Here is a 13,659-nt window from a genome sequence, read left to right as displayed (position 1 = left end):
AACCGACAATTCAAAGCAAGGTCAACAGACGCTAGTCTACCCCGGATAGAACGATAGTTTATTTTGTATTGATCGGAACTTCGCCCGGAAGCCCTAGCCCATGCTCTTTACGAGCGATCTGGCCAATATATTCGTCATCATTCAAGCGGGCAATCTGCTGTTGCAGCTCTTCGTTCTTCGCCTGGGCATCGGTTAGCTTCTGATCGAATTCATGCAATTGACTTCTGCGATCGCTGATCTGCCCGTATTGAACGATTAGTACGTATGTAGCCCAGCTCATAAATAATACCAACACGAATAACAATAATTTCAGTCTTCTGCGAGCGCCTGTCATGACAGGTGTCGCGGTCATTGTGCGTGAAGACAATCCGATGCCTCCTTTCCCAAGCTGCAAAAACAGCCCCTCAAAACGATGGGACGCGATTATTATAGCATAATATGATCACCTAGAAATATCCTTCTTCCGACGCATTCCTGTAAAAATAATTGTCGAACTATCTCTACTGTTTTTTTCGGAATAAGTTGCGAATCTGACTGGCCTTCTCTCGCGCGCGGCGATACGTCCGCATAATTGGCCAGAACCTTCTTCGAATCGGCAGTAGCTTAGGCCACATCACTCTCGCCAATCGGGCGAAAGGTTTCAGAAGCAGCTTGCCTACCCACAGCAATATAGCTACCGTCACGATAAATAAGATATCCAGCACCTTCGCCAAGAGGCGAACCATCCACAGTAAAGGGGTCCACACAAGCGCGTTAATCAGCTTCCAGGCGAAACGGAATATCGATTTAAAAATATCGATGAGCTTGCCGGACAGCTTGACTACCCCATTGCTGAACAAGCCGAAGTAGCCGGTCACGCCGATCCCAAGACCTAGGAAGACGTACATTCGTACTTCGCCCTCGTTACTGCCGAGCAAAATACTGAATACCCCTAAGGTTGCCGCCGCCCAATAGACCACATCCAGCGCGGGAAGCAACCAGCGGGCAATATGGAAACGGTGAGAAGCGACACGGTATACGTCAAAGACGAGCCCCATGGCCACGCCGCAAAGCATCATGGAGGCGATCGTCATCCCTTGAGCCGCCGCGCTCACTTGAACAGCTTCCCGAACAAGCCCTTCGACTTATTCACCGTGCTGCCGTCCAAATAGACAAGGGAGTGGATAGTCCCTTCGATCGAGACGAATTTCTGGTCGAGGCTCAAGTTTTTCATATGGAGATTTTGCCCCCGAACGGTCAGAAATCCGCATTCGGTTTCCAGCAGAAACTCTTCGTTATCGAAGCTTTCGACGTTGCTGACACCGGAAATATCGAGAGATTTCCGGTTAAGCATACGAACCTCCTGTTGCTTGACGCCTTTGGCGTGTTCCATGGCACGTCCCTCCTTGCCTTTAAGACTAGCCTATGGGCTAGAGGGACGAATTAGAACATTTAACGAATTAGAACGCTTACGGGTTTATTGACGTGTAACTCCGCTCCGGCATAGATCGGCAAGCCGGATTGCGGCTCAATTCGGAATAGAACAACAGAGTCCGAATGTTGATTAGCGGCAACTAACCACTGACCGTCCGGAGTGAGAGCGAAATTCCTCGGGAACTTGCCTCTCGTCGATACGTATCCCGAAGCCTGAAGCTCACCCGTCTGCTCCTCGACCCGGAAAACAGCGATACTGTCATGGCCGCGGTTGGAGGCATAGACGAAGCGCCCATCCGGCGAAACCAAAATTTCCGCGCACCAGCTTTCTCCCTCGAACGACGCGGGAAGCGTCGATAAGGAGTCGAGAAGCTCCAGCTTGCCTTGCTCATAGGCAAACCGAGTAATCGTGCTATTAAGCTCGTTCACAACGTATAGTTGTTTGCCCGACGGATGGAAGGCGAGATGGCGCGGTCCTGCCCCGGGCTCTACAGTAGCGGCATCAAAGGCAGACCACTCATTTGCTTCCGGCCCACGGGTATAGACCATGACCTTATCCATCCCCAGATCCGCGACGAGCAAATATTGTCCATCCGGACTGAAGAAGACGGAATGCGGGTGCGGTCCTTCTTGGCGTTCCGCATTCGGCCCCGTGCCGGTATGCCGGAAACGAATGGCCGGAGTCAGAGGCCTGGTGTCCGGACCGATCGGATACATCATGACGGATGCCCCGCTGTAATTCGAAACCGCAAGCCAATCCTCCGACGGCGTCAATGAGAGATGGCAAGGATGATTCCCATGAGTCGGATGGTATTGTCCCGGCCCTAGCTTGCGCGACTCCGCGTCTATAGGGAACGAAGCAAGCTGACCGCCCTCTGCCTTGTCGCCGTCTACGTCAACGTACTCGTCCGTCTCGCTTACCGCATACAACCGAGTGCCCGCTTTGTTCATGCGGAGAAAAGATGGGTTCTCGATTCCACCGTATTCTGCGGTTTTCACAAGCTCTCCCGTATCCGTCAGCAGTTCAACCCGGGTAATGCCTACTTCGTTCTTGGCGCCGTAAGCGCCGATCCATATTTCGTGAGCTTTGGTCATGAATTCTGCTCCTCTTATGTAAAAATAGAGCCCCCATATTGAACCGGGAACTCTAATATCATACAACATTTAGGAATTATTCCGAAGGGGTAGTGACATGGATTTCAAGGATTAACCCACCTAGGCACTTTGTTCTTACATTCAGGCGTTGAACATTAGGAAGTGTAAAATGTACAACTAGATTTCTTGAACCTCTCCACCCTCAGAATCTAAATGGAAAAAGTGCAATTAGATTACGAGCAGTCGGACTTAAAGCGGCAAATGACCCGAAATAGTTGTATGTTCTACATTTAGTCTATTTAGCTAGGTAAAAAAATCGATCTACTTGTATATTTTACACTTAGACATTTTCCTCTGAAATGAATTGGGGCTTTCCAACTTGCCAGCATAGCATAAACGGCTTTCAAAGCCAGTATTGGAGGTGGCGGAAAATCATTTAAGTCGCAGAGGATTCAAAAAGGGAGCCAGCCGCTGGCTGACTCCCTATTATCTATGACAAGGTACTCGCAGAAAACCACTAAAGCCCGAAAGGATCTTCTTCGCGCTTACGGGCTTCTTCCTTCAGTATGGTGTAGAGCCCCAAGACGTCTTCTTTACGGTTCGATTCCGTCAGCCGTTCAATCCTTACGGTTAACGTACGCTGACCGAATTGGATGTCCAGCACATCCCCGATTTTGACGACGGTACTCGGTTTTGCCTCTTTACCGTTGAGAAGGACGCGTCCTTGATCGGACACGTCCTTCGCGACGGTGCGGCGCTTAATGAGCCGCGACACCTTCAGAAACTTATCGAGACGCATTAATTACTTAACAGCGTCTTTCAATTTGTTACCCGCTTTGAAAGCAGGTACTTTGGATGCTGGAATCGTGATGGAGTTACCCGTTTGCGGGTTGCGGCCTACGCGACCGGAGCGGCTGCGAGTTTCGAACGTGCCGAAGCCGATCAGTTGAACTTTGTCTCCGCCTGCAAGAGCGTCAGTAACTTCACCAAGGAAGCCATTCAATACGGATTCTACGTCTTTCTTAGTCAAGCCGCTTTTTTCTGCGATGTTGTTGATCAGGTCTGTTTTGTTCATGGTACGGAATTCCTCCTATGATTGTTACCTTATTACGTTCCCGCAAGCCGATAGCCGCTTTGAAACGTTTGATTGTTTAATGCACGAAGGATACTATTCTGCCCTCTGTTAAAAAAATCCTGCCAAACTTGAAAAAAAATTCTCGAAATAGGTAGAAAGTACGGGGATTTCGGCGAAATTTAGGTTTTTTTAAGGTAATAAGCGCGTTTTAGCCTCCTGCCACCATGCTTCCATCTCTAACAAGTCAGTCTGCTCAAAAGTGCGTCCGTTTATACGCAGCTGCTCCTCGATGTACTTGAAGCGTTCCGCAAACTTGCGGTTGGTGCCCGCCAACGCCTCCTCGGGATCGGCCTTAATGAACCTCGAGGCATTCACGACCGCGAACAGTAAATCGCCCAATTCGTCTTTCTGCCGTTCCCGAGATTCTTGCTTCACGGCTTGGCGCAGCTCCTGAAGCTCTTCCTCGATCTTGTCGAATACGCCATCCAAATCCGGCCAATCAAAGCCGACTCCCGCTGCTTTCTTCTGTTGCTTATGCGCGCGGGGGAGCGCGGGTAAATCTTTAGGTATTCCGTCGAGAATCGAGAGACGTTCCGGAATTCCTTTGCGTCTTTTCTCCTCGGCTTTCATCTGCTCCCAGTTTTGCAGCGCTTCTTCGGCATCTTGGGCGTTCTCTCCGCCGAACACATGAGGGTGCCTGAAAATAAGCTTGTCGTTCAACTCGGCCAATACGTCGTAGACATCGAATGCGCCCGTCTCTTCTTCCATCTGGCTGTGCAGCAACACTTGGAGGATGACATCGCCGAATTCCTCTTTCATGCCGTCCGGATCATCGAGATCAAGCGCTTCGATGGCCTCGAATGTTTCCTCGATGAAATTGCGTCGAATCGATTGATGCGTCTGTTCGCGATCCCACGGGCAGCCTTCCGGGCTGCGAAGAATGGAGACGATCTCGTGCAACCGCTCGAACGAACGCCGGCGCAACCGTTCATCCGTGCTGGCTGGAAGGTAGACGAGCATAAGGTTGCCATAGGACTCCAATCGATCTAATTCGTGCAGGGGAACGTGCAAAATATTTTCTTGGCCGTCCACGCCAAGCGCTTGTCCCACGATGACTGGATGATCGTCCGGATACACGTTCATAAGCGTTAATTTGACTTCGGACGCCGTGAACGCATCGTACACTTGCCCGATCACCGTATGTATGCGCGGCCGAAGATGCTCGCGGGTCAGATCGGCGGCATCCAACAGTTGGAAGCCTTCTATCGGATCGAAACCTAGCCGCGTAAAAGCCTGGTCAAGGAAGCTTTCGCCTCCGAGCAGCTTCAATTCTACGCCTTCCCCAGACGCCCGTTGCCGGAGGAGCTGGACCGTTCGTTCCGCGACCATCGGATGGCCGGGAACCGCATAAATAATCGTTTCCCCCGTGTATCGTTTAGAAGCTTCGATTAATTGTTGAGCGATTGTTTCGTACACTTCTTCGAAGGAATCGAGCTGCTCGTATAGGCGATCGAACGACTCGAAAGTGATGTTGCGCAGCTTCAGATCGGACACGACCGGATGGTCGGCCGTACGTAAATATCGGCGCGCCGATTGTTCCAGTACTTTGAGCGTGCCCAATGTTAATTGATCTTCTCCGCCGGAACCGAGTCCAACGACCGTAATTGAGGGTGGCATATGTCAATCATCCTTCCTTGTGCAAGCGTTTAAAAAGGGATCGAATTCGAAGCAAATAAGGTTCAAAGCGGCTGCCGGATAAACCCGGCAGCTCGCGCCATTGCTGCGGAGCGACGGCGCCCAAGGCGACGAGCGCCGCGGCGAAGACGGCGGCACCGACCGCGACGCCCGGCAGGGTGACGAGCAGGGCCGCCACGCGCGTAGGCAAGGCCGCGGTTAGCGCGCCCAGCCCTAGCGCGAGTAGCGCGACCGCGGCCGCCATCGCGGCCAGCGCAGCGCCGGAGCGCCACGCGAGGCTAACGCGCGGGGCGGGCAATCGAACGCGCTGACGCAAGGATAGCGCGTTCAGCACTGCCGCGATGGCGAACGCCATCGCCATGGCGGCGGCTGCGCCGCGGATGCCGTGCGTGGGCACCAGCACGGCGTTGAGCGTTAACTTGAGCAGCGCGGCTGCGGCCAAGTTAACGGCGGGCGACCGCAGGTCGCCCATGCCCTGCAGCAGTGCGGCGCTTGCCGCCTGCAGCGTGCCGCCTACGGCGGCAAAGGCGATGATCGCCATCGCGGCCGTGCCGTTGCCGTCGGCGAACAGAGCCTTGTTGATCGGCGACGCGAGCAGCGCCAATCCGACGGCCGACGCGCAGCCGATCCACCACGCTAGGCGCATAACGAACAGTGCGCGCGACGCGAATGCCTTGTCGTCGCCGCGAGCCCGGGCCGCCGTTAGAGCCGGAACAAGGGCGGAGGCTGCCCCGGCCGCGCCCATGATGACCAACTGCAACAACGCGACTCCGCGATTATAAACGCCGTATTGGGCAATCGTCCACGCCGCCTCTCCATCCTCCTGCTGTAGAAAACGCGGAATAGAGAAGGCATCGATCAATCCGAATAAGGGAGCGACAACGGAAGCGACTGCGACCGGAATAGCTACCGCGAAAATACGTTTTAGCAAAACGGTTCGCGTTTCGGTCACCCGGACGATCCGGATTGTCGCTCCGGAAGGCCCTTCTTTACCGAAGGTTTTCCTTGCGCCTGTCGCGCGGATGACGACCGGCTTGTTCCGACTGCGGCTTGTGACCCATAACATGGCGATCAATCCGGCCGCCGCTCCCGCCGCTAGCCCCCCGTGCACGGAAGCCGCCGTCGCAGAAGCCGACCAGGATGCGTTAACCGCCAAGAGGAGGGCAACCAGCATAAACGTAACCCGCGCGATTTGTTCTGCAAGCTGGGACACGGCCGGTCGAAGCATCTCCATTTTGCCTTGGCTATAACCTCTAAGCACGGCTGTCGCAGGGGCAACAAGCAAAGCCAACGAGGACATCCGAATAGCCGGAGCGGCCGACTCCAGCCCCATCCAGCCCGCGAACAAATCCGCCCCCAGCCACAAAATAACGAACATCACGAGCCCGCTTATACCGAGTAGCCCCAAAGCCCAACGAAGAACCCGCTGTGCCCCGTGTTCATCGCCGCGCGCCGTCTTTTCGGCTACCAGCACGCTGACCGCTACGGGAATTCCCGCGGAAGCCAGCGTCATCCACATGACGGCTAAAGCATAGACCGCGCTATATAAGCCGAACACTTCATCTCCGGCCATATTCTGCAACGGAATTTTCTGCAGCGTGCCAATCAGCTTGGATAACAGCGCCGCTCCTCCAAGCAATGCAGCCCCGTGCCAAATCGCTTTTTTCCCCACGTTCCGGGCTTCGTATTCAGTTTCCATTGCCAACCATTCCCCATTCCCTCTTTAAGACGCGTAAAACCGGCTTCCTCTCATTCTCCCGATGCATGGCCTCTGCTTCGATTATAAACGATACCCGCACAGCAAAAAAGCTTCCCGGCGAACAGATCGTGCATCTGTACGGGAAACTTTTTTGCCGACGGGCGTTTCGTTTACTGCTCCATTTGCTTCGCTAGGAATCCTGCCGCCGTCTCCACCATCTTGCTTTCCATGTCGCCCATGTTCACTTGCTCGTCCTTGCTTAGCAGCACCACGGTTCCGATGGGATCTCCGCCGGCTACGATCGGAGCCGCGACGAACGAGCTGACCGTTTCGCTCACATCGCGCAGAACTTCATAGTTGCCCGAGCTTGGCTCCAAAATAATTTTGCGATTTTCCATACAGCTTTCCAGCAAGTTTCCGATCGGCTTGTCCAAATACTCCTTCTTGGATGCTCCCGCTACGGCGATAAAAGTATCGCGGTCGGAAATCATAGCGATATGCCCCGTACTCTCGGACAATGACTCTGCATATTCTTTGGCGAAATCGCCTAGCTCGCCGATTGGAGAGTATTTTTTGAGAATAACCTCACCGTCGCGATCCACGAATATTTCCAGCGGATCTCCTTCGCGGATTCGGAGCGTGCGACGAATTTCTTTCGGAATGACGACCCGACCGAGGTCATCAATGCGGCGTACAATCCCGGTTGCTTTCATGCTCGTGTTGCCCCACTTTCGTTGGTGTATTCACACTGCGGTTGCCGACGCCAATGACATGCCGGCTTGTATGACGAACGCTTGAACAATCGGAAAAAGGTGTCATCGAATCGTGAGTGTAGTATTTAACCGCTCCCATTTTCTTATGCGTTCACCCTCGCTTGGAGGAATCATCCAATTCGTTATCAAGAAGGGGGCAAACGTTTCATTCTTGCTAACCGTTGCATGGATTCTTCACTTTCGCCGCGGTCGTCCGTATCGGAAGCACCTTTCATGATCAGCCTCCAGATCATCTGCGCCGCTTGTTTTACCGAACGCGGCCGGTACCCTTCCGCTCCTTGCAACAAGCGAAAAGGACGAGCTAATCTGGGGAGATGGAGCGAAGCTTGCTCGATCAATTCCTCTTCGAACAAGAGCTCTGGAGTACCCGACGCGAGTAATTTCCCATCCTTAAGCAAGAGAACGCTATCCGCCCATTCCGCGGCGAAATCGACGTCGTGCGTCGCGATCAGAATTGTCATTCCTTTCAGCCGCATTCCTTCCAGCAGCGCTTGAAGCTCGTCTCGCCCTTTCGGATCGAGGAAGGACATCGGCTCGTCGAGGATGATGAAGTCCGGCTGCATCGCTAGCACTCCGGCGATGGCGACTCTGCGCTTCTGACCGTAGCTCAACTCGAACGGAGACCTCCGCTTCATCTCGCTCATGCCGACGCTGCCAAGAGCCGCGTTCACCCGTTCCTCCACTTCCGCCTCCGGCAAGCCAAGATTCTTAGGGCCGAACGCCACATCCTCCTCGACCGACGTTGAGAAAATTTGATCATCCGGGTCCTGGTACACGACTCCGACCCTGCGGCGCAAGCGATCGCCATTGTCCCGCTTTACCGTTTCGCCGAATAGGCGGACCTCTCCCGCTTGGGAAAGCTCCAATCCGTTAAGCAAGGAGATAAGCGTTGACTTCCCGGCCCCATTAGGTCCCATTAACGCTACCTTCGAGCCAGTTGGAATATCGAAGCTCACCCCGCTTAACGCTTTGATTTTTCCGTAAGCAAAGCTTACACCTTTGACTTCTACGGCAAATAACGACGACGGGTTACCGCGTCCATTGGCGGGAGATTGTTTCTTTTCTTTTTCCGTATCCGCAGCTTTTGTCCCCATGATCTTCTCCCCTTCCAATCCGCCCCTTGCCGACATCGCGATGTAGATCCGCTTGCTCCGTTCGTAAGCCCGCAAGAATAATACGCCCGCCAATTCACCGAACCGTTTGTAAGCCCTGGCACTCCATATCCAGCCCTTAAAGCTCATTCCCCGCGACCGCTGCGCCTTCACCATACTGAGAGCTTCCTCCTTCAACAAGAAGAAGTATCTCATCATGAGCAGGATCAGCTCGAGCAGCACCGCCGGTATCCCTACCGAACGTAAGCTTCGGAGAAGCACGAATAGCGGAGTAACCGCCAGCAAGTACGTCAGCAGAAAATTCGCATTTACCAATTTTAGTAAAATGACGACGGCTCTCTGAATTCCTTCATCCGTGGCAACAAAGCCTAACCATTCGAAAGCCGCAGTCCCTTCCGTGTGAAAAGGAATAAAAATTGCCGCTCCCGCGCCAAAAGGCAGCAAGAGCAGCAGACGTCCCAGTATCGTTCTAATCGATATGCCGCACCACAGCAGCAACAAGAGCAACACCCCTGCTGCAGTTGCGAGAACGGAGGGCTGCCACGCGACAACCGTACCGCCAAGGAGAATGAGCACCGTCCATAGGCGGTGCGCCGGCTTGGCGATGAAGGGATGAATCCCTTCGTTCTCATGAAGAGTGATGATCGCCTTCCCCATGGCTCTCTACCTCCTCGCGACGAGCTAGCGGCTTCGTCAACGCATATAAGACTCCGAACAGAGTCGCCACTCCGATAACTCCGGCTAAACCGACTCTAACATACGCCGAATGGATGCCGGGAAATTCGTAATCCGGAATCCACGCCGACCAGGAAGGCTGTTTCGCCCGATCGATGAACCCGTGATTTGCGGCAACCCGCTCCAAACCATCGGGATGAGGCGAGGCAAAGTATGAGATCAGGCCTGCGGCGATCAAGGTGACTACCGCCATCACGATCCATTTCATCCTCTTGTTCGTAACTACCGGATCTGGCTGCTTATTCATGACAGCCTAGCCTCCTTCTTGGATGGGATTCCATCGAAGGCAACGTTTCGTTCCGTCAAATAGGCGACGACCATCGCCGTAATCAAGCCTTCTCCAACGCCAATCAGGCTATGCCAGCCTGCCATCGCTTGCAGCGCGACTCCGAGAGAAAATGTGCCCGACCAAGCGAGCAGTATCGCCACCCCGCACGAAGCCGACACGATCGAGCACCAAGCGGCGATGAAGCTTACCGCTTTTGTCGCATGTCCGCGAAGCCACTTGACTCCTAGCCGGTATACGCCGTATCCCACATAAGATCCGATGACACCCGTACAGATGATGTTGGCTCCAAGAACGGTTAGTCCCCCGTCCTGAAAGATCAGAGCTTGGATGATCAGCACCGCGGACATGATCACGACGCCGACGGCGGGACCGAACAAGATTGAAGCCATGGCCCCTCCGAGAAAATGTCCGGAAGTCGCGCCCGCAATAGGAAAATTGAGCATTTGAGCAGCGAAGATGAACGCCCCGATTAATGCGATCTTCGGCACTTCCGGCCGGGACAGCGTCAGCCTCGTTTTTCTTAAGCTATAGGCAACCGCTCCAATTCCAAGCACGCCTGTCGTTACGCATGACTTCACATCGAGGAATCCGTCCGGAATGTGCATAGCGAGTTCCCTCCTAGCCGTTATCACAAGCGTGATTGTTAGGTTTATTCACAAAAATAAGAAAAATCCCTATTAAATTGTTACTATTCTACCAATTCGGCTTTTCCAACGTCAATATTTATGTTAGATATTATTACATTTACAAGAAAACAGGCCAATGTAATCTAAGTATATTTATTGAACCTAGTTCCGATTCTTCTTTAATTTTGGCCAGACGCAGCCAATAGGCACATTGAGCCTTTTCCATCGATAGTAAACTTTAGCTTTTTTGAATCATAACCAACAAAATCAACACCAAATCGGTGCTTGGCATTAAACGAACGGACATCAGAGACCTTATCCGCTGCATAAACCTCTGTTGGTGAATAGTTACGGACACTACAGACCTTATTTCGCACATTCCCATGCGTTTTAGGGCAAATAAAGGCTCCTATGTCCGCCAGAAAGCTATTCGACCCTAAAAACACATAAATAAGGGCTCCTGTGTCCTCACCGTTACTAGAACGCGCCAATTGAGCTGCCTTAACGAAAAAGGGCGGAGCACAGGCACGCCCCCCCCCCCTCTCCACCCCATTTCTATTTGTGCGACACCGCAATCGGTTTTCCTTTATATCGTCAAGTGCTTCATAACCGCCGGATCGTCCAGATCATCGCGCCCGCCTTGCCATACGATCGTGCCCTTCTCCATGATATAGAAGCGATCTCCGACGCTGCGAACGAAGTCTAAGCTTTGTTCGACCAATAGGATTGCTGTTTTGCCTTCGTCGCGAATAGACCGAATGACATCTTGGATATCATCTACGATAGAAGGCTGAATGCCCTCGGTAGGTTCGTCGAGCACGAGCAGATCCGGTTCGGATATTAACGCTCGCGCGAAAGCCAGTTGCTGCTGCTGGCCGCCGCTCAAATCGCCGCCGCGACGCTTGTAGAAGGTCGGTAAAATCGGGAATTTCTCAATCGCGTCTTGCGGAATTTCCTTGCTCCTGCGCTTAGCGGAATCCGGGTGAGCCTCAAGTCCGATTCGCAGATTCTCATAGACGGACAGTTGAGAGAAAATCTCCCGCCCTTGAGGAACGTATCCGATTCCCTTCTTCGCGCGCTCCCCCGGCGCCCTCTTCGTCACATCAGCGCCTTTGAACGATACAGAACCTTTGCGCGCCTTAAGCAATCCCATAATACTCTTCACTAGCGTCGACTTCCCCACGCCATTGCGGCCCATCAGACACACAACCTGACCCGGTTCAACCGTAAGCGATACATCTCGCAAAATCACACTCTCGCCGTATCCCGCTTCAAGCTGTTGAACTGATAACATCGTAATCCCGCCTTTTCCTGCCCAGGTACACTTCCGCCACCCGGTCGTCTCTTTGCACCTCGTCCATGGTCCCTTCTTTAAGGAGCTTTCCTTCGTGCATGACGGTCACTTTACTCGCGAAATTACGAACGAATTCCATATCATGCTCAACGACGACAACCGTGCGCTTGCGGACGATTTCCTGCAGCAGCTCGCCCGTTTTGTCCGTTTCCTTGTCCGTCATTCCCGCTACCGGTTCATCAAGCAGAAGAATTTCCGGCTCTTGCAGCAGCATCATGCCGATCTCCAGCCATTGCTTCTCCCCATGGGACAGAAGCCCCGCGCGAAGCAACTTCTTGTCGCCGAGTCCAATCAGCTCAAGCTCCGTATCAATGCGCTCTTGATCGCTTTTCTTCATCTTAGCGCGCAAGGTCGACCACACTCCGCGGTTCTGCGCCATCGCGATCTCCAGATTCTCTTCGACTGTCAGCCCCGTGAAGATCGACGGCGTCTGGAACTTCCGTCCGATACCCAGCTCCGCAATCTCATGCTCCTTACGCCGAGTGACGTCAACCGTCCCTTTACGGCCATGGAACACAACGCCGCCCGAGGCAGGTTTGACTTTGCCGCATATCGCGTCCAACATCGTCGTTTTGCCAGCCCCGTTAGGACCGATTAGAAATCTAAGCTCGCCAGCGGCAAGCTCCAAGCTCATCTCTTGTACCGCCTTAAATCCGTCAAATGACACCGTTACTTTCTGGCACGACAGGATTGAGGTTGATTTCATTTACACTCCGCCTCCTTATAATCGTTTGGCGCAATTGACGGACCAAGCCGACGATTCCGCCCGGCAAGAACACCGTGACCACGATAAACAACGCACCTAGGAAAAACAACCAGAAATCTGGATAGGAAGCGCTAAGCTCGCTTTTCGCTTGCGTCATAATCACCGCGCCGATGACCGCGCCCACCAACGTTCCACGTCCGCCTATCGCGACTAGGAGCACCATCTCAATAGAAGGTACGATCGCCATCATCGTCGGGGATATAATGCCTACGTGAAGCACGAACAGCATGCCTGCGATTCCCGCCAAACCCGCCGATACGGCAAATGCCGTCATTTGGTAGCTCGAAGGATCATAGCCGAGGAACCGAGTGCGGTTCTCGCCGTCCCGAATCGCCCGCAACACCTTACCGAAACGACTCTTGACCAAATATCTGCACAGCAGGAACGCCAAGATCAGAACGACTACCGTAGCCAAGTAAACCATTGTTTTAGCCGTACCCGACTTCAGACTATATCCGAACATTTTCGTAAAACCCGTAAGTCCGTTCGTTCCGCCCGTATACGCCTGTTGTCCCACGAATAACGTCACCGTAATAATAACCAACGCCTGGGTAAGAATCGTAAAATAAACTCCTCGGATTCGATTACGGAAGGTGAAAAACCCAAGCACCAACGCCAAGCCTGCCGGTATGACAATCCCCATGAAAGCCGCGAAAGCGAAGCTCTTGAACGGTTCCCAGAACCAAGGGAGCTTCGTCAGCCCCATCCAATCCATAAAATCGGGCATACGGGAACCGCTCGACACGAGCTTCAAGTGCATGGCCATCGCATAAGCTCCGAGCCCGAAGAACACGCCGTGCCCCAAGCTCAAGATACCCGTATAACCCCATAACAGATCCAATCCGAGCGCGACGATAGCGAACGCCAAGCATTTCGCCAATAGGTTCAGTCGAAAATCGTTCAAATAGAGCGGCGCAGAGAACAACGCGGCCGCAGCGAAAGCGTAGCCGAGCAACAACCAGACACGGCGCGGTAGAATAGAGGAGGATAGCACCGCGATCACCTTCTTCCATACGTTAATCTGTTA

Annotated in this window: 15 protein-coding genes; all 15 read right to left on the bottom strand. The window is 53.3% G+C overall.

The features are described from left to right. Positions 1-58: 58 nt before the first annotated feature. Positions 59-367, bottom strand: a complete 309-nt coding sequence (locus L3D05_RS24480) for an FtsB family cell division protein (protein ID WP_239619001.1) — start codon at positions 365-367, stop codon at positions 59-61. Between the two features lie 133 nt (positions 368-500). Then, positions 501-1,094, bottom strand: coding sequence for a spore cortex biosynthesis protein YabQ (yabQ, locus tag L3D05_RS24475; protein ID WP_239619000.1), 594 nt, complete (start codon positions 1,092-1,094; stop codon positions 501-503). Then, positions 1,091-1,372 carry a sporulation protein YabP gene (gene yabP, locus L3D05_RS24470; protein WP_239618999.1) on the bottom strand — a complete coding sequence of 94 codons (282 nt, stop codon included), beginning with the start codon at positions 1,370-1,372 and terminating at the stop codon, positions 1,091-1,093. Before yabP ends, yabQ begins: the two co-directional genes overlap by 4 nt. Positions 1,373-1,431: 59 nt before the next feature. Further along, on the bottom strand, positions 1,432-2,508 hold the full coding sequence (locus tag L3D05_RS24465; RefSeq protein ID WP_239618998.1) for a lactonase family protein: 1,077 nt from the start codon (positions 2,506-2,508) through the stop codon (positions 1,432-1,434). Between the two features lie 517 nt (positions 2,509-3,025). Continuing rightward, positions 3,026-3,307 carry an RNA-binding S4 domain-containing protein gene (locus L3D05_RS24460; RefSeq protein WP_239618997.1) on the bottom strand — a complete coding sequence of 94 codons (282 nt, stop codon included), beginning with the start codon at positions 3,305-3,307 and terminating at the stop codon, positions 3,026-3,028. Between the two features lie 3 nt (positions 3,308-3,310). Further along, complete coding sequence (hbs, locus tag L3D05_RS24455) at positions 3,311-3,583, bottom strand: non-specific DNA-binding protein Hbs (RefSeq protein ID WP_120979884.1); 273 nt, start codon at positions 3,581-3,583, stop codon at positions 3,311-3,313. A 189-nt stretch (positions 3,584-3,772) separates the two neighbouring features. Then, positions 3,773-5,260, bottom strand: coding sequence for a bifunctional methyltransferase/pyrophosphohydrolase YabN (gene yabN, locus L3D05_RS24450; RefSeq protein ID WP_239618996.1), 1,488 nt, complete (start codon positions 5,258-5,260; stop codon positions 3,773-3,775). A gap of 7 nt (positions 5,261-5,267) precedes the next feature. Next, the gene (locus L3D05_RS24445; RefSeq protein ID WP_239618995.1) at positions 5,268-6,977 is read right to left on the bottom strand and encodes a polysaccharide biosynthesis protein; all 1,710 of its coding nucleotides are present in this window, start codon (positions 6,975-6,977) and stop codon (positions 5,268-5,270) included. A 170-nt stretch (positions 6,978-7,147) separates the two neighbouring features. Further along, entirely contained in the window at positions 7,148-7,690 is a 543-nt protein-coding gene (gene spoVT / locus L3D05_RS24440) for a stage V sporulation protein T (RefSeq protein ID WP_239618994.1), read from the bottom strand. 185 nt (positions 7,691-7,875) lie between these two features. Beyond that, the gene (cbiQ, locus tag L3D05_RS24435; protein WP_239618993.1) at positions 7,876-9,519 is read right to left on the bottom strand and encodes a cobalt ECF transporter T component CbiQ; all 1,644 of its coding nucleotides are present in this window, start codon (positions 9,517-9,519) and stop codon (positions 7,876-7,878) included. After that, on the bottom strand, positions 9,491-9,844 hold the full coding sequence (locus L3D05_RS24430) for a PDGLE domain-containing protein (RefSeq protein WP_239618992.1): 354 nt from the start codon (positions 9,842-9,844) through the stop codon (positions 9,491-9,493). The genes cbiQ and L3D05_RS24430 overlap by 29 nt, the downstream gene beginning before the upstream one ends. Next, entirely contained in the window at positions 9,841-10,491 is a 651-nt protein-coding gene (locus L3D05_RS24425) for an energy-coupling factor ABC transporter permease (protein ID WP_239618991.1), read from the bottom strand. Before L3D05_RS24425 ends, L3D05_RS24430 begins: the two co-directional genes overlap by 4 nt. A 607-nt stretch (positions 10,492-11,098) precedes the next feature. Continuing rightward, positions 11,099-11,806 (bottom strand): urea ABC transporter ATP-binding subunit UrtE, encoded by a 708-nt coding sequence (gene urtE, locus L3D05_RS24420; RefSeq protein ID WP_239618990.1) that lies wholly within the window; start codon positions 11,804-11,806, stop codon positions 11,099-11,101. Then, positions 11,784-12,572: an urea ABC transporter ATP-binding protein UrtD gene (gene urtD / locus L3D05_RS24415; protein WP_239618989.1), complete on the bottom strand. Its 789-nt coding sequence runs from the start codon at positions 12,570-12,572 to the stop codon at positions 11,784-11,786. Before urtD ends, urtE begins: the two co-directional genes overlap by 23 nt. Continuing rightward, complete coding sequence (gene urtC, locus L3D05_RS24410; RefSeq protein WP_439647981.1) at positions 12,523-13,632, bottom strand: urea ABC transporter permease subunit UrtC; 1,110 nt, start codon at positions 13,630-13,632, stop codon at positions 12,523-12,525. The genes urtD and urtC overlap by 50 nt, the downstream gene beginning before the upstream one ends. Between the last annotated feature and the right edge of the window lie 27 nt (positions 13,633-13,659).

It is taken from the genome of Cohnella mopanensis, assembly GCF_022352055.1.
GTDB lineage: Bacteria > Bacillota > Bacilli > Paenibacillales > Paenibacillaceae > Cohnella > Cohnella mopanensis.
Note: the sequence above shows the minus strand (reverse complement) of the source record. Positions and strands in the feature narration are given on the sequence as shown.